Genomic DNA, 15,306 nt, shown 5'->3' on the forward strand with positions numbered 1-15,306 from the left:
ACCACGCCTGCCCCCGGAGACCCAGGAGGCGTCCATGTCGGCATCCGAGCGCGAATCGCTGCCACGGCAGCAGTCGGCACAGCCGGCGACGCTGAAGCCGTCGGCCCTGTCGATGAGTGATCTGCTGGCGTCGTGCGCGGCGGCCAGCGCGGTCTCCACACCGCCCCGTGAGGAATGCCTCGTCGAGGAGCGTGCACCGCGCCGCGACGCGGCGTAATTCGTACGGGCGATATTCCAGGGCTGCGAGAGCTTCGGGACGAGCCGTCGGGCCGTGCAACTTCGGGGAGCTACAGGAGCCCGGGGGAGCCGCGGGAGCTGGGGAACGACGGCTGGGGAACGACGGCTAGGGAACGACGACGACCCTCGTGCCGATCGCCGCGAACCCCCACAGCGCATCGCCGTCCGCCCGCTTCATCCGTACACCGCCGGTCCTCTTCTCCGGGTCCGGGCTCGCCATCGACCCGTCCCGCGCCGCGCTGAAGCCGATCGGCACACCGCCGACGCTCGCGAACCGCACCACATGCTCGATCGGCACCCCGTCCGAGCCGGGCACCGTCCCCGACCGCGAGGTCACCGGGTACACACCGGGCTGCGGGCTCACCGTCGACGGCATGACCTGGAAGGTCCGCCTCAGCTGCCCCTTCTCACCTACCAGCCACACCCGCCGGTCGCCCAGCGAGTACACGACGCGCACGCCCGCGCCCGACTTCGCGGGCACCGTCAGCGGGTTCCTGGGCTTCTGCTTGGGGCCGCCGGAGGCCTGCGCGGACGGGACCGCACTCGGGTTGCTCGGCTTGCCCAGATGGTCGGGAGCGGTCGCCGACGCCTGGTAGGCGAGGAAGCCGACGACGGCCAGAGCGGCCGCTGTGAGCCCGGCCACCAGTCCCGAGCTGCTCCGTGCCACCGTGCCGCCCACCTTTCGTACGTACGTATCCGTGGTGACGTTAGCAGCAGGCACCCTGTCCGACGGGGCACCGTGCCCCGGTCTCCGGAGCCGTAGGCTGTTTGCGTGCTCCTGCTCGCCGTTGATACCGCCACGCCCGCCGTCACCGCCGCCCTCCACGACGGCAGCTCCGTCGTCGCCGAGTCCAGTCGCGTCGACGCGCGCCGGCACGGGGAGCTGCTGCTGCCCGCCGTAGACCGCGTCCTCGCCGAGGCCGGGGTGAAACTCGACGCCGTCACCGGTCTGGTGGTCGGGGTCGGGCCCGGCCCGTACACCGGACTGCGCGTCGGCCTGGTCACCGCCACGACCTTCGGCTCGGCGCTCGGGGTGCCGGTGTACGGGTTGTGCACGCTGGACGGGCTGGCGTACGCGGCGGGCCTCGACGAGCCCTTTGTGGTCGCAACGGACGCGCGCCGCAAGGAGGTCTACTGGGCCCGGTACGACTCCTCCCGCAGGCGAGTGGGCGAACCCGCCGTCGACCGCCCCGCCGATATCGCGGAGCAGGTCGCGGGGCTGCCCACCGTCGGCGCCGGTGCGCTGCTCTACCCCGACACCTTCCCGGACGCCCGCGGGCCCGAGCATGTCTCTGCCGGAGCGCTCGCCGCGCTGGCCGCCGAGAAGCTGGCCGCCGGTGAGACCGACTTCTTCCAGAACCAGGGGGGCCTGCCGCCGAAGCCGCTCTATCTGCGCCGGCCCGACGCACAGGTGCCCAAGAACTACAAGGTGGTCACGCCGAAGTGACCGCCCAAGCGACCGCTCTGCTGCGTGAGATGCGCTGGTGGGACCTGGAGCCGGTGCTCGCGCTCGAGCATGCGCTCTTTCCCGAGGACGCCTGGTCGCCGGGGATGTTCTGGTCCGAGCTCGCGCATGCGCGCGGCCCGCAGGCCACCCGCCGCTATGTGGTCGCCGAGGAGGACGGGGAGATCGTCGGGTACGCCGGGCTGGCTGCGGCCGGCGGGCTCGGAGACGTACAGACCATCGCCGTCGCCAGCGGCCAGTGGGGTACGGGCCTCGGCTCCCGGCTCCTCACCGACCTGCTGCAGCACGCCACCGCCTTCGAGTGCGACGAGGTGCTCCTCGAAGTGCGCGTGGACAACACCAGGGCCCAGAAGCTGTACGAGCGCTTCGGCTTCGAGCCCATCGGATTCCGCCGCGGCTACTACCAGCCCGGCAATATCGACGCCCTCGTCATGCGGCTCCACGTACAAGGAACAGAGACTCACTGATGGCTGGACTGACTGATGGCTGACGAACCGCTCGTACTCGGCATCGAGACCTCCTGCGACGAGACCGGCGTCGGCATCGTCCGCGGTACGACCCTGCTCGCGGACGCCGTCGCATCGAGCGTGGACACGCATGCCCGCTTCGGCGGTGTTGTCCCGGAGATCGCCTCGCGCGCGCACCTCGAGGCGATGGTGCCGACCGTGGAGCGCGCGCTGAAGGAGGCGGGCGTCTCGGCGCGCGACCTCGACGGCATCGCGGTGACGGCCGGTCCTGGCCTGGCGGGCGCGCTGCTGGTCGGAGTCTCGGCGGCGAAGGCGTACGCGTATGCGCTGAACAAGCCGCTGTACGGGGTGAACCACCTGGCCTCGCACATCTGTGTCGACCAGCTGGAGCACGGCCCGCTGCCCGAGCCGACGATGGCGCTGCTGGTCTCCGGCGGCCACTCCTCGCTGCTGCTCGCGCCGGACATCACCAGCGATGTACGGCCGATGGGCGCGACGATCGACGACGCGGCCGGCGAGGCCTTCGACAAGATCGCTCGGGTGCTGAACCTCGGCTTCCCCGGCGGTCCGGTGATCGACCGGCTGGCGAAGGAGGGCGACCCGGCCGCGATCGCGTTCCCGCGCGGGCTGTCCGGCTCGCGCGACCCGGCGTACGACTTCTCCTTCTCGGGACTCAAGACCTCGGTGGCCCGCTGGGTCGAGGCCAAGCGGGCGGCCGGCGAGGAGGTGCCGGTACGGGATGTGGCGGCATCCTTCCAGGAGGCGGTCGTGGATGTGCTGACCCGCAAGGCGGTGCGCGCCTGCAAGGACCAGGGTGTGGACCACCTGATGATCGGCGGAGGTGTGGCCGCCAACTCGCGGCTGCGGGCGCTGGCGCAGGAGCGGTGCGAGCGGGTGGGCATCCGGCTGCGGGTGCCGCGGCCGGGGCTGTGCACGGACAACGGCGCGATGGTGGCGGCGCTGGGCGCGGAGATGGTGGCGCGGGGCAGGCCGGCCTCGGACTGGGAGCTGTCGGCGGACTCTTCACTGCCGGTGACGGATCCGCATGTGCCGGGCCAGACGCCTACGCATACGCATACGCATGACCATGTGCACGAGATCAGCAAGGACAACCTCTACTCATGACGGTCGGGTACTGATGACGGTCGCGCTGATGTGGGAGGCCCGGGCGGTTCAGGGCCGGGGCGCGGAGCTGCTCGAATGGGCGCGGGCCCAGGAGCTGGCGCACGAGCCGCTGCGCCGTGAGACCTTCCGCGCCCCGCAGGACCGGGTGCTGGTGATCACCTGGTGGGAGGGGTCCGACGTGGGCGCCGAGCTGCCGGAACTGCCGGAGCCGACGGCTGACTTGATCACACGGCCGGTGCACCGCTGGCGCTTCGAGTCGCTCGGCTGAGAAATCCTCGGAAGAATTCCGGCGACGATGTCGATCCGGCCGTCTCCCGTTCGACGCATGGGTGAGAGGCGGGGAACGGCCCCGCCCTCCCGACCCGAGGAGTCGCAATGCCGCGCTACCTGTCGATGGTCCGTATCAACGAGAACGAGATGTCCGGGGAGGACTTCCCCGAGGACTTCAACGAGCGCATGGGCAAGCTGCTCGAGGAGATCACCAAGGCCGGCGTCATGCTGGATACGGCCGGTCTCACCCCGACCGCCGAGGGCACCCGGGTCTCCTGGTCGGGCGGCAAGGTGTCGTACACCGACGGGCCCTTCACCGAGAGCAAGGAAGTCGTCGGCGGCTACGCCCTCATGCAGTGCAAGGACAAGGCCGAGGCCCTTGAATGGACCAAGCGCTTCCTGGAGATCCACCCGGAGAACTGGAACATCACCTGCGAGGTCCGCGAGCTCGCCGAGGGCTGAGCTGTTTGCCGCTGCGCTTCGGGGCTGCTCTGATGGTTGTCCGTGACGGCAGCAAGCGCGGTGGAAGCGGTATTCCGGATCGAGTCGGCGCGGATCATCGCCGGTGTCACCCGCATCGTGCGCGACGTGGGCATCGCCGAGGAGATCGCGCAGGACGCTCTGGTCGCCGCGCTGGAGCAGTGGCCGGAGTCAGGTGTGCCGGACAAGCCGGGCGCCTGGCTCATGGCCACCGCCAAGCACCGGGCGATCGATCTCGTACGCCGTAAGGAGACGTACGCCCGCAAGCTGGCGGAGGTCGGGCGCGACCTGGAGGACGTGCCGCCGCCTGAGCCATCGGTTCCCGACGACATCGACGACGACCTGCTGCGGCTGATCTTCACCGCCTGTCATCCCGTGCTGTCGACGGACGCACGGATCGCCCTCACGCTGAAACTCCTCGGCGGCCTGACCACCGAGGAGATCGCGCGCGCCTTCCTGGCCACGGAGCCGACGGTCGCGCAGCGCATCGTCCGGGCGAAACGCGCCCTCGCCAAGGCGGGCGTCCCCTTCGAGGTCCCGTACGGCCCCGAGCGTGCCGAGCGCCTTTCGTCCGTCCTGGAAGTCATCTACCTCGTCTTCAACGAGGGCTACTCGGCGACCACGGGCGACGACTGGCAGCGCCCGGCGCTCTGCGAGGACGCGTTGCGGCTGGGCCGTGTGCTGGCCGGCCTCATGCCCCGGGAGCCCGAAGTCCACGGCCTGGTATCGCTGTTGGAGATCCAGGCCTCACGCACGGCGGCGCGTACCGGCCCGGACGGCGAACCGGTGCTGCTCGCCGACCAGAACCGCTCCCGCTGGAACCAGCTGCTGATCCGGCGCGGCTTCGCGGCGCTCGGCCGCGCGAACGCGGTGTCGGGCGGGGCCCCGGGCCCGTACGCGCTGCAGGCCGCGATCGCCGCCTGCCACGCACAGGCGGTGCGCTACGAGGAGACGGACTGGTCCACGATCGCCGTCCTGTACGGCCAACTCGCGGCGCTCGCCCCGTCCCCCGTGGTGGAGCTGAACCGTGCGGTCGCGGTCTCGATGGCGGAAGGACCGGAGGCGGGGCTCGCGATGGTGGACGAACTGGCGGCGGAACCGGCGCTGAAGGAGTACCACCTGCTGCCGAGCGTGCGCGGCGATCTCCTGGCGCGCCTCGGCCGACCGGCTGAGGCCCGGGCGGAGTTCGAGCGGGCGGCTTCACTGACGCGCAACGAGCGCGAACGTGAGCTGCTGCGGGCGCGGGCGGAGGAGTGCGGCCGACCGTAGGCGACTAATCCTCCGATACGGTCGGGGCGTCCACCGGCCGACCACACCCGAGAAGGAACCGCATGCCCAGCCGTACGTTGCCACCGCCTCCGCCGCCCGAGGAGATACGGGCCTGGCCCGACCGCGAGGCGCTGCTCACGGACCGGGCCGGCGCGATGGGCGAGTTGAGCAGGCGCAGCATCCGGGTGTCGCGACTGCTGCTGCTGTGGCTGACGGTGGCCGGTTTCGCGGCGGGCTGGGGCCTGGTCGGCGCGGCGCTCCAGACCTTCACTGAGCCCTTGGACCCGTTCGACGTCCTGTTCGGCGCGATCTTCCTGGGCGTCGGACTCGCGTTCATGGTGCCGACCGGAATCGTGATCGGGTTCGGCATCCGCCACGACGGCCAGGTGCGTGCACGCCTGCGCCAGTGGTCGTCGCTGGACCGCGACCCGGTGCGCGACGCCCGCTACCGGTCGCCCGGCGAGAGCCTGTGCTGGTTCGTGCCGTCGTTCCTGCTGTGCGCGGTGGGCCTGTGGCTGTGCTTCGCGGTCCCGGCCGGCGCGAAGCAGGGGCAGGAGACGTACGGGGAGGTCATCCTGCTGATGGGGATGGGCTTCATCCTCTGGCTGACGGGTCTGCTCGGCATCGCGAAGGCGGTGAGCCACTACCGGTGGGCGGTGCGGCTGGCGGCGGTCGTCCCGGCACGGGTGGGCGGCGGCGCGCACCGCTGAGGCGGAACCGTGTGCTGGAACACCTAGCCGGGTTCAGGCACGGTGGTGGCTCCTCATATGGGCGTGCCCCAACTCCACGATCACTTTCAAGGCGGCAGGCGTCGCGGTCGCATCGTGCGCCTGTAGGGCCTTGCTGAAGTGCTCGGACGCGGCGCAGAGGGCGAGCGCCTCCATGGCCTGGGCGACGATGGGGACAAGGTCTGTGTCGCAGTACGGGTGCTCGTGGTCGATGCGGTCCTGGAAGGCTTCCTCGAACGAGTCGAACTCGTCGTCGTAGGCCCAGGTGTCGAGGCTTCTGAGCATCGGAAACCGCGCCTCCGCCTCCCACCTGGCCAATGGCACCTCCTGGTAATCCGGAGGCCATTCGCGGTCGGCGACGCGCAGCAGCATGGCCAGCTCGGTCATGAACTCGGGAACCGTCTTGGGGGCAGCGGCGGTGGCCCATGCCTCACGGGCGTGCTGCGGGCAGCCGGCGAAGAAGGCGTCAGTGAAAGTCGCTGCCATGTAGTCGAGTTGGGAAGCGAGCGGCTGCATCCACCGACGCCATGGCGCGTCCCAGTGCTCGGTCCGCACGGCGCGATTGAGCCGCAGGACCTGCCACTCCAGCGGATCGCTCTCGCGTGCTGCCAGGCTCACGAGCTGGAACAGCGGGCCGCTGGTGAAGATGCCTTCGGGGTACAACGCCATGCTCATCCGTCCCGGGTCGGGAGCGAGGCGAGGGAGAACTCGGCCGTCTGCTGCCCGACAGCCCGTGCGAGGCTGACGACCTCATGCTCACGCACCGCCCCCCACTCCCGCAGGTGCTGGTAGGCGAGATCGTCGGCAATGTCCTCCGCCTGTCGGGTCGGTACCCCGGTGGACTCCAGGTACCAAGTGAGGACCTGGGAGCATTCGGCCAGCCACCGTTCACCGCCGCCGGTCTGCTTCTCGACCAGGGCGACCACCGGGGCCACACCGTGCTCTCGTGGTGCGTCGGACAGTTCCTTGAACATTTCGGCGACTTGCTCGAGCCAGACTCGCCACTGCAGCAGGATGTCGCTGAACCACTCCGTCTTCTTCTCCGGGCCCCTTACTTCGGGCACGGGAAGGGACATGCTGTGGATCGTCGCACCTGAGTGTGGCTCCGGATCCGTGGCCCAGGCCCAGCCACCGGCCCAGCCTCCGTATCGCTCAGCGAGTCCGTAGGCGACCCCACGTGTGTGGCAGCAGTGCCAGGGCGGTTCGTCCAGTGTCAGGTCGTATTCGAGCACGGCGGCGCGCACGACTCCGGGGACACTCGCCCGGTCGAAGGGATGCCGGGCCGGGTCGACGTCGGCCCAGGCCAAGTCCGGGTACCAGTCGGACACCGCGGGTCCTCTCAACGTCACTGCCGACGGAGTCGTATGGCCAGTTCGGTGAGCCAGTCCTGGAGTGCGTCGTCGTGGTTCTCGAACTCGTCCGGCACGGTCACGACCTGCTGGGTCGCCCACTGGGCAGTCCTCCGATCGGGGTAGGTGGCGCTGCGTGTTCGCATGGTGCGGTCCCTCTCGGATCTCAGATGGGATTGAACGACCAGAAGACGCCGATCTCCGATTCGGAGACGACGACGAGACTGTAGTCGGCGGTGTACTGCGTGAGGGAAATCCAGCCCGGTGCCTTGTGGGAAAGGTCCGGGCTCTTCGTGGTGCGTGCGTCAGTCACATTCGTATAGCAGGCGAATTGCGCTCCGTACCGGGCCAGCAGACTGCGTGCATCGGCGAGCAGACACTCGCTCTTCTCGGGGTAACCCGGCGCGTTGCGCACATTGCACCAGTCGTCCGTCAACGCCACCAACAGCAGGAGAGCCGTATCGGCGCTGATCTCGTAAAGGTGCTCGGCCAGCAGCTCTGTGGTGGGGTGGATGAAGGGGAAGGCCGGACCGTGCTCCGCCATCTCGTCCGCGCTCTCTCTGTCCCAGTCGAGCACCGACCAGCCACGAGGATCGGCGAAGTCCCGGTTCAGCACGGCCACTGCATCGAGTCGCCAATCCGGGCTCACCCGCGGGCCCGTGGCCACCAGGGAGTACTTGTACCTCGAACAGGCGAGAGGCCGCGGCCTCCCACGCGTCACGTCCCCCGTTCACCGTCATCGAAGGCGAAGTTGGTTGGCCAGCATCGTGAGCCAGTCGCCGGGGGCGTAGGGGGATCGACCTCCATCTTGAGGATCACTCGTGCGGCACCTACGTCGATGGCGTCGCGTCCGGCGAGCATCATCGCCTGCAGCAGGACGCGCCCGGCCGGCTCGGACCGGGACGGCCAGGCGGCCTCGATGGTCAGACGCTGCCGGGTCGACTGGGCGAGCCAGCGGTGGATGACCTGCTCATTGGCGGTCACGACCTGCTGGGTCGCCCACTGGGCGGACTCCCGGTCGGGGTAGGAGGAGCTGCGGGTTCGCATGGTCAACTGCCTATCGAGAGGGACGATGCGTCAATCGTCAGTGCGGCTGGGCCATATGTGCCGCAGCTAGCCGGATGATGTCGTCCAGGACTGGACGAGAGACCCAGGAGATCTCGCCGCGTACCGCGTGGGTGAGTTCTTCGTCGCTCGGGAAGAGCATCAGGAGCTCTTGAACTTCTGCTGCCAGCAAGGGGATTACGTCGATGCAGCGGGAAGGGTGTTCGCTCTCCACGCCCGCAGTGATCGCCTCTTCGTCGGTCGTATGCTCTCCCGGCGCGATCCAACTCAGTCCAAAGTCAATGGTTCTGGGAAACCTGACCCGAATTTCCAGGGACCCCAGCGGGAGTTCGCGGACCGACGGGATGGCCTGCCGGTCGAATGGCCGGATCAGCTCGGCCAGCATGCGCAGATACTCAGGGCCTGCCATGTCTCCAGCGGCTCGGTGCAGCTTCTGGCCGAAACGCTCCGGGATTGTCCCCGGGGCGGCGGTGCTCACCTTTTCAGCAGTGAGCTCAAGCAGCGCAGCCACCGCGTTGAGCGGCATGACCCAGTCGGCCTGGGCGCAGCTCCGTACCGTACGGCAGAACCGTACGAGGTCGTCCTCCAGCGTAGACCCGTCGGTGAAATCGAGAAGCCGCAGAATGGGGCCATCTTCGAAGAGATCGCCGAAGTCGAATGCCATTCCGTGTCCTTACTGGGGAGGCGCCTGGTCGGTCGGCATGGATGTCAGCACGACGTACGGGGGATGCCCGCCCGGCGCTTCCCCCTTGGTTCCCCCTGCGTGGCGCCCAACCCGAAACCCTAACAACTCGGGCTGACAGCAGAGAGGTTGTATATTCCGGGGCGCCTGTGACCTGAATTACGCGGGTCGTCCGATCAGCATCGTCGGCGCCCCCGCCACCCTCGTCAGAAACACCGTCGCCGCATTCGGCCCCTTGGGCTTCACCTTGCGGCGCAGTTCCTCCGGCTCGATCGCCGACCCGCGTTTTTTCACCGTCAGATTGCCGACTTCGCGTTCCCGCAGCAGCGCCTTCAACTTCTTCAGGCCGAAGGGGAGTTCATCGGTGATCTCGTAGGCGGTGGCGTACGGGGTCGGCCGCAGCCCGTCCGCCGTGATGTACGCGATCGTCTCGTCGATCAGCCCGCCGTCCAGTTCCTCCGCGACCTCGGCCACCAGGTGCGCGCGGATGACCGCGCCGTCCGGCTCGTACAGGAAGCGGCCCACCTTGCGGACCTCGGGGTCCGGCAGCCCGCGGCCGGTCAGCGAGCGCGGGCCCGGCAGCAGCGTCGCACCGACCGTGCCGGGCCGGGTGCCGAACCAGAGCACCGCCTCCTTCACATCGCCGCCGTCCGAGATCCACTCCGCCTCGGCGTCGTCCGGGACCGCCTCGTGCGGGATGCCCGGGGCGATCTTGAGGGCAGCGTGCGGGCGGGTGCGGGCCGCGCCGATCGCCCAGGAGAGGGGCGGGGAGTACGCCTCCGGGTCGAAGATCCTGCCCCGGCCGCCCCGCCGGGCCGGGTCCACGAACACCGCGTCGTACGCACCCGTGTCGATCTCCGTGACGTCCGCGCACCGGACCTCGATCAGCTCGGCCAGGTCCAACGCCTCCGCGTTCGCACGCGCGACCTCTGCCGTCAGCGGGTCGCGGTCCACCGCCAGGACCGAGATGCCGGCCCGGGCCAGCGCGATCGCGTCGCCGCCGATCCCGCTGCACAGGTCCGCCACGCTCCGTACGCCCAGCGCCGCGAAGCGCCCGGCCCGGTACGTCGCGACCGAGGAGCGGGTCGCCTGCTCGACGCCGTTCGGGGTGAAGAACATCCGCTGTGCGTCCGCCGCGCCGAACTTGGCCACCGCCCGCTGCCGCAGCCGTGCCTGCGTGAGCGCCGCCGTGACCAGCCCGACCGAGTGCTCGCGGCGCAGCCGGGAGGCGACCGCCAGTTCCTGGGCCGGGTCGTAGTCCCGCAGTGCGGCGAGCAGTGCCTGGCCCTCGTCGGTCAGCAGGGTCGAGAAGGGAACGAGATCGGTCACCCGGCCCATTGTGGGCCAGGTGGGGGATGGTGCGCCCGCGGTGGGCGGTGTCGGCCCCTTGCCAGGGCTTCGCGCTGACAGGATGCGGCGCCATGCACACAGTACGACAAAAGGGAAAAATGACAGTCAATCGGTGCCATACGGTCCTGGCTGTGCTCCTGGTCGCCGCCCTCGGCTCCGCCTGTGCGGCCGAGTCCTCGGGTGGTTCGCGCGGCTCCGGCGGCCCCGGTGCCTCCGGCGGCGTCAAAGCCGCCCCCGGCGGGCAGGCGAAGCCGCAGTCCGGCCCGGCCGGCGCGCTCACCGCGTACGTGGAGAAGGTGAAGCGCGCCCAGGCCGCCCGCGCCGTCGCAGCCAAGAAGTGGGGCCTGGAGAAGCCCCCGCTCGCCGCGCCCCGGCCGCCCGCCGTCAAGCCGGAGATCACCACCCGTGAGGGCTTCGAGGTCGAGGACGGCGAGTCCCTGCCGCCCGTCTTCACCACCGTGCCCGTCAAGGACAAGGTCGTCTTTCTGACGATCGACGACGGCTGGGAGAAGGACCCCGCCCTGCTGCGGATGATGTCCGAACTCCAGATCCCGTACAGCGCCTTCCTCAGCGACTACTTGATCAGCAACAACTACGACTACTTCAAGGAGATGCGGGACCGCGGGGTCTCGCTGTACAACCACACCCTCAACCACCTCTATCTGCCCGGCCTTTCGTACGCCGAGCAGGAGCGGGAGATCTGCAACCAGCAGACCAAGCTCGAGGAGCGGTACGGGAAGCGGCCGCCGCTCTTCCGCCCGCCGTTCGGCAACTACAACCGGGACACGCTGCGCGTGGCCAAATCGTGCGGCGTCAAGGCCGTGCCGCTGTGGGCCGCCGAGGCGTTTCCGGACCACATGGAGTGGCGCGAGTGGGACCAGGATCTGCACCCCGGCGACATCATCCTGACGCACTTCCGCGGCCCCGAGGAGTGGAAGGGCACCATGCCCGACCTGATCCGGCGGGTCATGAAGACGATCACCGACAAGGGCTACGCCGTGGCGAAGCTGGAGGACTACGTATGAGACGCGCGCACCGGCTGCTGGCCGGAGTGCTGGCGGCCGGTGCGCTTCTCGCCTCGGGGTGTGCGCAGTCGGTGGACCCGATCGAGCGCCTCGGGCGCAAGGCCGCGCAGCAGGTCTCCCCGGGCGCGGGCGTACTGGGCTCCGCGCACAAGCGGTGGGGGCTGCCCGCGCCGCTCGCGGCCGCGCCGAAGCCGCCTGCGCGCAGGCCCAAGGTGCCGTACGTGGTGAACCGGGTGCCGACCCGCGAGAAGGTCGTCTTCCTCACCTTCGACGACGGCGTGGAGCGCGATCCGGAGTTCCTGCGGATGGTCGGCGATCTGAAGCTGCCGATCAGTACGTTCCGCACGGGCGGCAGGACCGATCTGCGCACGCTCTCGTACGAGGACCAGCACGACGAGATCTGCCGCCGGCGGGAGCGGCTGCTCCGTCCACCGCACGGCGCGTACAACGCCGACACACTGCGGGCGGCGGCCGACTGCGGGGTCCGTGCGGTGGTGCTGGGACGGGCGTATGCGGAGGGTGAACGGCTGCGGCCCGGTGACATCGTGCTCGCGCATACGAGGACGACGGGGCGGATGCTGCGTCGTATCCAGGCGCAGGGGTTCGCGGTGGCGCGTCTGGAGGACTACGTCTGAGGGGCAGGCCGCATTGCTGGTGCCGTATTGCTGCCGTGCCGTGATTGCTGTCGTGCCGTGCGGAATTGCTGCTGTGCCGCGCGGAACCCAGGGCGCCCGCGCCACGTTCTCCGTATCGGACCGACCGTGACACCTCGACGCCACACCGGCGGATTGGCACTCCGCTTGACCGAGTGCTAATCGCAGTCATAGTCTCGGGTCTGGCACTCCCCACTGGAGAGTGCCAACACAGCGACGGGCAGGTCCGGCACCCGCGACGACGGATCCACCTGGTCGCCACCTCAGACAGTTAACCCCGTGAGATCTCCGAAGGGGGAGGTCGGATCGTGACGACCGCCAGCTCCAAGGTTGCCATCAAGCCGCTCGAGGACCGCATTGTGGTCCAGCCGCTCGACGCCGAGCAGACCACGGCCTCTGGCCTGGTCATCCCGGACACCGCGAAGGAGAAGCCCCAGGAGGGCGTCGTCCTCGCCGTGGGCCCGGGTCGCTTCGAGAACGGCGAGCGGCTCCCGCTCGACGTCAAGACCGGCGACGTCGTGCTGTACAGCAAGTACGGCGGCACCGAGGTGAAGTACAACGGCGAGGAGTACCTCGTCCTCTCGGCTCGCGACGTGCTCGCGATCGTCGAGAAGTAATTCACCCGAAGTTTTAGATCTGCGCCCCTGGCCCCCGCGACATATGTAGCCGGGTGCCCAGGGGCGTAGTTCGTTCGAGAGGACAGAGAAGCTCCCATGGCGAAGATCCTGAAGTTCGACGAGGACGCCCGTCGCGCCCTCGAGCGCGGCGTCAACAAGCTTGCCGACACGGTGAAGGTGACGATCGGCCCCCGCGGCCGCAACGTCGTCATCGACAAGAAGTTCGGCGCCCCCACCATCACCAACGACGGTGTCACCATCGCCCGTGAGGTCGAGGTCGAGGACCCGTACGAGAACCTCGGTGCCCAGCTGGTGAAGGAGGTGGCGACCAAGACCAACGACATCGCGGGTGACGGCACCACCACCGCCACCGTGCTGGCCCAGGCGCTGGTCCGCGAGGGCCTGCGCAACGTCGCCGCGGGCGCTTCCCCGGCCGCCCTGAAGAAGGGCATCGACGCCGCGGTCAAGGCCGTGTCCGAGGAACTCCTCGCGACCGCCCGCCCGATCGAGGACAAGACCGACATCGCCGCCGTGGCCGCGCTCTCCGCGCAGGACCAGCAGGTCGGCGAGCTCATCGCCGAGGCGATGGACAAGGTCGGCAAGGACGGTGTCATCACCGTCGAGGAGTCCAACGCCTTCGGCCTGGAGCTCGACTTCACCGAGGGCATGGCCTTCGACAAGGGCTACCTGTCGCCGTACATGGTGACCGACCAGGAGCGTATGGAGGCCGTCCTCGACGACCCGTACATCCTGATCCACCAGGGCAAGATCTCCTCGATCCAGGACCTGCTGCCCCTGCTCGAGAAGGTCATCCAGGCGGGTAGCTCCAAGCCGCTGCTGATCATCGCCGAGGACGTCGAGGGCGAGGCCCTCTCCACCCTCGTCGTGAACAAGATCCGCGGCACCTTCAACGCGGTGGCCGTCAAGGCCCCCGGCTTCGGCGACCGCCGCAAGGCGATGCTCGGCGACATGGCCGCCCTCACCGGCGGCACCGTCATCGCCGAGGAGGTCGGCCTCAAGCTCGACCAGGCCGGTCTGGACGTGCTGGGCACCGCCCGCCGCGTGACCGTGACCAAGGACGACACCACCATCGTCGACGGTGGCGGCAAGCACGAGGACGTCGTCGGCCGCATCAACCAGATCAAGGCCGAGATCGAGTCCACGGACTCCGACTGGGACCGCGAGAAGCTCCAGGAGCGCCTCGCGAAGCTGGCCGGCGGCGTGTGCGTGATCAAGGTCGGCGCCGCCACCGAGGTGGAGCTGAAGGAGAAGAAGCACCGTCTGGAGGACGCCATCTCCGCGACCCGCGCCGCGGTCGAGGAGGGCATCGTCTCCGGTGGTGGCTCCGCGCTCGTCCACGCCGTGAAGGTGCTCGAGGGCAACCTCGGCAAGGAGGGCGACGAGGCCACCGGTGTCGCCGTCGTCCGTCGCGCCGCCGTCGAGCCGCTGCGCTGGATCGCCGAGAACGCCGGTCTTGAGGGCTACGTCATCACCGCCAAGGTCGCCGAGCTCGAGGCCGGCCAGGGCTTCAACGCCGCGACCGGCGAGTACGGCGACCTGGTGAAGGCCGGCGTCATCGACCCGGTCAAGGTCACCCGCTCCGCGCTGGAGAACGCCGCGTCCATCGCCTCCCTGCTGCTCACGACCGAGACCCTGGTCGTCGAGAAGCCGGCGGAGGAGGAGGCCGAGGCGGGCCACGGTCACGGCCACAGCCACTGACGCCGTATGACACATGTGAAGGCCCCCGTTCCCGCCGCTCGGCGGTGGGAACGGGGGCCTTCGGCGTCCGGCCGGGTGTGCCGGGGCCCCAGCAACGCCGCTGCTAGCCCAGCGCGCCGAGCTGCCGCATCAGGCTCATGACGTCGTAGTGCCACCAGCCTTCCTGGATCTTCCCGTCCTGGAAGCGGAAGACCGTGGTGCCGGTCATGGTGCACTGTTTGCCGGTGGGTGCGATGCCCAGGAAGTCGCCCTTGTGCGTCCCGGTCCAGGTCCACAGCGTCACAACGTCGTCGCCCTCGGTCACTTGCCTGTCCAGGTTGAAGGTGAAGTCGAAGGCGTCGCGCCAGCCGGTGACATCGCTGCGCATGGTCTCCGACCCGATGACGGTGTCCTCTTCCCTGATGATGTCGTGGTCCCGGTAGTTGGCCGCGAACAGCTCGTCGATGGCGTCGAGGTTGCCTCCGACGGCGATCTCGTGGAAGAAGCGGCGGGCGGCTGCCGCGTTCAGCTGTTCGTCGCGGACCACATCGAGGTCGGTGAACGACGGCATCTCGTCGCAGAGCGCCACCATCTCCTGGAAGATCCGGTCGGTCTCGGGCAGATGGGAGTTCTTCATCGCCTCTTCGTACGAGGGGAATTCGACGATCTCGACGTAGTGGGAGTCGTCGGAGCGGTCCTTGCCGGTGAGGGTGTGGGTGGCGGTCCGCTTGCCCTTGGTCTGATCGACCCACTTGTCCATGAGCTGGTTCATGGTGTCGAACTGCTCGGTCTTGTAGTCGACTATCTGTACGAATTTCATGGCGCC

General features: G+C 69.2%; 21 protein-coding genes. 12 read left to right on the forward strand and 9 right to left on the reverse strand.

Annotated elements, in window-relative coordinates:
• Positions 1-34 precede the first annotated feature (34 nt).
• On the forward strand, positions 35-217 hold the full coding sequence (locus tag ACFYXH_RS01335; RefSeq protein ID WP_389559582.1) for a hypothetical protein: 183 nt from the start codon (positions 35-37) through the stop codon (positions 215-217).
• A 126-nt stretch (positions 218-343) separates the two neighbouring features.
• Here the strand turns inward: ACFYXH_RS01335 and ACFYXH_RS01340 are convergent, their stop codons facing one another.
• Positions 344-904: a L,D-transpeptidase gene (locus ACFYXH_RS01340; RefSeq protein WP_389559583.1), complete on the reverse strand. Its 561-nt coding sequence runs from the start codon at positions 902-904 to the stop codon at positions 344-346.
• 105 nt (positions 905-1,009) lie between these two features.
• Between ACFYXH_RS01340 and tsaB the strand changes: the two genes are divergently transcribed.
• The 7 genes from tsaB (at position 1,010) to ACFYXH_RS01375 (ending at position 6,023) form a co-directional block, all read left to right on the forward strand.
• A complete protein-coding gene (gene tsaB / locus ACFYXH_RS01345; RefSeq protein WP_389559585.1) occupies positions 1,010-1,684 on the forward strand; it encodes a tRNA (adenosine(37)-N6)-threonylcarbamoyltransferase complex dimerization subunit type 1 TsaB in 675 nt (224 codons plus the stop codon).
• A gap of 29 nt (positions 1,685-1,713) precedes the next feature.
• Entirely contained in the window at positions 1,714-2,169 is a 456-nt protein-coding gene (rimI, locus tag ACFYXH_RS01350) for a ribosomal protein S18-alanine N-acetyltransferase (protein ID WP_389560613.1), read from the forward strand.
• Between the two features lie 15 nt (positions 2,170-2,184).
• Positions 2,185-3,294, forward strand: a complete 1,110-nt coding sequence (gene tsaD / locus ACFYXH_RS01355; protein WP_389559587.1) for a tRNA (adenosine(37)-N6)-threonylcarbamoyltransferase complex transferase subunit TsaD — start codon at positions 2,185-2,187, stop codon at positions 3,292-3,294.
• Between the two features lie 13 nt (positions 3,295-3,307).
• Positions 3,308-3,562, forward strand: a complete 255-nt coding sequence (locus ACFYXH_RS01360) for a hypothetical protein (protein ID WP_385309844.1) — start codon at positions 3,308-3,310, stop codon at positions 3,560-3,562.
• Positions 3,563-3,669: 107 nt separating this feature from the next.
• Positions 3,670-4,026: a YciI family protein gene (locus tag ACFYXH_RS01365; protein WP_389559589.1), complete on the forward strand. Its 357-nt coding sequence runs from the start codon at positions 3,670-3,672 to the stop codon at positions 4,024-4,026.
• A 42-nt stretch (positions 4,027-4,068) separates the two neighbouring features.
• Entirely contained in the window at positions 4,069-5,313 is a 1,245-nt protein-coding gene (locus tag ACFYXH_RS01370; RefSeq protein ID WP_389559590.1) for an RNA polymerase sigma factor, read from the forward strand.
• 62 nt (positions 5,314-5,375) lie between these two features.
• On the forward strand, positions 5,376-6,023 hold the full coding sequence (locus ACFYXH_RS01375; RefSeq protein WP_389559591.1) for a hypothetical protein: 648 nt from the start codon (positions 5,376-5,378) through the stop codon (positions 6,021-6,023).
• Positions 6,024-6,056: 33 nt separating this feature from the next.
• On the opposite strand, the gene ACFYXH_RS01380 is transcribed toward ACFYXH_RS01375, so the two are convergent.
• The 7 genes from ACFYXH_RS01380 to ACFYXH_RS01410 all read right to left on the reverse strand — a co-directional run bounded on the left by ACFYXH_RS01380 (position 6,057) and on the right by ACFYXH_RS01410 (position 10,475).
• The gene (locus ACFYXH_RS01380; protein WP_389559592.1) at positions 6,057-6,710 is read right to left on the reverse strand and encodes a hypothetical protein; all 654 of its coding nucleotides are present in this window, start codon (positions 6,708-6,710) and stop codon (positions 6,057-6,059) included.
• Positions 6,711-6,712: 2 nt separating this feature from the next.
• Entirely contained in the window at positions 6,713-7,369 is a 657-nt protein-coding gene (locus tag ACFYXH_RS01385; protein ID WP_389559594.1) for a hypothetical protein, read from the reverse strand.
• 17 nt (positions 7,370-7,386) lie between these two features.
• Positions 7,387-7,536 (reverse strand): hypothetical protein, encoded by a 150-nt coding sequence (locus tag ACFYXH_RS01390; protein WP_389560674.1) that lies wholly within the window; start codon positions 7,534-7,536, stop codon positions 7,387-7,389.
• Between the two features lie 20 nt (positions 7,537-7,556).
• Complete coding sequence (locus ACFYXH_RS01395) at positions 7,557-8,012, reverse strand: hypothetical protein (RefSeq protein WP_389559596.1); 456 nt, start codon at positions 8,010-8,012, stop codon at positions 7,557-7,559.
• A 95-nt stretch (positions 8,013-8,107) separates the two neighbouring features.
• The gene (locus ACFYXH_RS01400) at positions 8,108-8,437 is read right to left on the reverse strand and encodes an RNase A-like domain-containing protein (RefSeq protein ID WP_389559598.1); all 330 of its coding nucleotides are present in this window, start codon (positions 8,435-8,437) and stop codon (positions 8,108-8,110) included.
• Between the two features lie 37 nt (positions 8,438-8,474).
• Positions 8,475-9,119 carry a hypothetical protein gene (locus ACFYXH_RS01405; RefSeq protein ID WP_389559600.1) on the reverse strand — a complete coding sequence of 215 codons (645 nt, stop codon included), beginning with the start codon at positions 9,117-9,119 and terminating at the stop codon, positions 8,475-8,477.
• 177 nt (positions 9,120-9,296) lie between these two features.
• Positions 9,297-10,475, reverse strand: coding sequence for an SAM-dependent methyltransferase (locus tag ACFYXH_RS01410; RefSeq protein ID WP_389559601.1), 1,179 nt, complete (start codon positions 10,473-10,475; stop codon positions 9,297-9,299).
• Between the two features lie 110 nt (positions 10,476-10,585).
• Between ACFYXH_RS01410 and ACFYXH_RS01415 the strand changes: the two genes are divergently transcribed.
• The 4 genes from ACFYXH_RS01415 (at position 10,586) to groL (ending at position 14,501) form a co-directional block, all read left to right on the forward strand.
• Positions 10,586-11,512 (forward strand): polysaccharide deacetylase family protein, encoded by a 927-nt coding sequence (locus tag ACFYXH_RS01415; protein ID WP_389559603.1) that lies wholly within the window; start codon positions 10,586-10,588, stop codon positions 11,510-11,512.
• A complete protein-coding gene (locus ACFYXH_RS01420; RefSeq protein WP_389559605.1) occupies positions 11,509-12,147 on the forward strand; it encodes a polysaccharide deacetylase family protein in 639 nt (212 codons plus the stop codon). Before ACFYXH_RS01415 ends, ACFYXH_RS01420 begins: the two co-directional genes overlap by 4 nt.
• Positions 12,148-12,473: 326 nt before the next feature.
• Positions 12,474-12,782 (forward strand): co-chaperone GroES, encoded by a 309-nt coding sequence (groES, locus tag ACFYXH_RS01425; protein ID WP_266486653.1) that lies wholly within the window; start codon positions 12,474-12,476, stop codon positions 12,780-12,782.
• A 96-nt stretch (positions 12,783-12,878) separates the two neighbouring features.
• Positions 12,879-14,501, forward strand: coding sequence for a chaperonin GroEL (groL, locus tag ACFYXH_RS01430; RefSeq protein WP_389559607.1), 1,623 nt, complete (start codon positions 12,879-12,881; stop codon positions 14,499-14,501).
• 103 nt (positions 14,502-14,604) lie between these two features.
• On the opposite strand, the gene ACFYXH_RS01435 is transcribed toward groL, so the two are convergent.
• Positions 14,605-15,300 carry an ester cyclase gene (locus ACFYXH_RS01435; RefSeq protein WP_389559609.1) on the reverse strand — a complete coding sequence of 232 codons (696 nt, stop codon included), beginning with the start codon at positions 15,298-15,300 and terminating at the stop codon, positions 14,605-14,607.
• Positions 15,301-15,306 lie beyond the last annotated feature (6 nt).

This window comes from Streptomyces sp. NPDC002730 (genome assembly GCF_042888805.1).
GTDB lineage: Bacteria > Actinomycetota > Actinomycetes > Streptomycetales > Streptomycetaceae > Streptomyces.